This is a genomic window from Gordonibacter pamelaeae 7-10-1-b, assembly GCF_000210055.1.
Classification (GTDB): Bacteria; Actinomycetota; Coriobacteriia; order Coriobacteriales; family Eggerthellaceae; genus Gordonibacter; species Gordonibacter pamelaeae.
The window spans coordinates 2,165,187-2,166,616 of the sequence record NC_021021.1 but is presented as its reverse complement, the minus strand read 5'-3'; the positions used below and the strand labels follow the sequence as shown (position 1 = coordinate 2,166,616).

Here is a 1,430-nt window from a genome sequence, read left to right as displayed (position 1 = left end):
GCGGCACGCCCGGCAGCATGCCCGTGCAGAAGCGCCGGTAGAGGCCGGCCGCCTTCGAGCCCGTGGTGAACACGGCCTCGAGCGGCGCAGCCGAGCCGATGCGCGCGAGGTCGTTGGGCCGGGCGTCGGCGATGGAGGCGTCGGAAGCGCCCTCGATGGTGCACGAGGCCAGCACATCCCAGAGCGCGATGCGGCGCTCCAGCATAAACGACGTGCGGGCCTCGTTGCCCAGGGGCTCCGGTTCGCCGAACAGCGCGCCCATCACCTTCCAGAAGCGGTTCTGCGGATGCGCATAGTAGAAGCCCGCCTCGCGCGACTTCGGCGACGGCATCGTGCCCAGCACGAGCACGCGCGACCGTGCGTCGAACACGGGCTCCAGGGGGTGCTCGATATGCGTCGGCTCCATGGCGGCGCGTCCCGCTAGGCGCGGCTCGGCAGCTCGAGCGAGGCCTCGGCCAGCACGTGGCCGCGGATGGCACGGCGGAACTCGTTCAGGTAGTACCCCTCGGCCAAGTCGAGCTCGCAGTCGAGCGCGTACACGGTCAGCGTGTAATCGTGGGTCTTGTCGGGCGGATACGGCCCGGCGTAGCGGTGGATGATGCGCGGGTCGGTGTGCGAACCCGCCAGCGGCGACCAGTCGCTGTTCGATCCCTGCACGCACGGCACGGCACCCGAGGCGCTCGCGTTCTCGGGTATGCAGCGGGTTTCGGCGGGGAAGTTGCAGGCGATCCAGTGTATCCAGCAAAAGCCGCCCACGGGGATGGCGTCCCAGTCCAGGAACGTGAGCGCCAGGGACCGCGTGCCCTCGGGTACGTCGTCTATCGACAGGGGGAACGATACGCACGGGTGCCCGTCCAGCATCGCGTCGGCCGGCGCGTGCTTGCCGTACCGGTCGGGGAGGAGGCCGTTTTCCAGGCTCACGGAGATGTTCATGCCGCATGCTCCTTTCGCGGGGGGTGAAGTGCCCCCATTATACAAAAGGAGGGCCCGAGGCCCTCCTTGCGAAACTAGGTTGAAACGGTGCTGCTTAGAACTGCAGCGCGCAGGTGAAGCCGGACCACGACAGCGGGTCCGTGTCGCGCACGTACGCGTTGAAGGTGGGGGCGTGCACGTAGTGCGACCCGCCGTAGCTCACGGCGATGCCCACGTGGCCGGGGCGGTACAGCACGTCGCCCGGGCGCGCCTCGGACACGGGCACGCGGTTCTTCGCGCAGGCGTACAGCGACTCGGTGTAATGGGGGAGCGAGATGCCCACCTGCAGGTACGCCCAGCGCACGAGGCCCGAGCAGTCGAACGCGTCGGGACCCTCGGCAGCCCACACGTACGGGCAGCCGATACGGCTCATGGCGTAGTCCACGACGGAACCGTAGTTGCCCACGGAGCCGCCGCCACCGCCGCCGCCGCCGTTGTTGTAGACGGGGGGCACGTAC

General features: G+C 69.2%; 3 protein-coding genes. All 3 read right to left on the bottom strand.

The window, feature by feature from the left end; translation table 11 throughout:
- A partial coding sequence (locus tag GPA_RS10015) for a DNA-deoxyinosine glycosylase (RefSeq protein WP_083809055.1) occupies window positions 1–406 on the bottom strand: 406 nt, incomplete at its 3' end.
- A 14-nt stretch (window positions 407–420) separates the two neighbouring features.
- Complete coding sequence (locus tag GPA_RS10010; RefSeq protein ID WP_015539794.1) at window positions 421–933, bottom strand: YbhB/YbcL family Raf kinase inhibitor-like protein; 513 nt, start codon at window positions 931–933, stop codon at window positions 421–423.
- Window positions 934–1,027: 94 nt separating this feature from the next.
- Window positions 1,028–1,430 (bottom strand): C40 family peptidase (locus tag GPA_RS10005; RefSeq protein ID WP_167536638.1); only part of this gene is annotated, 403 nt, incomplete at its 5' end.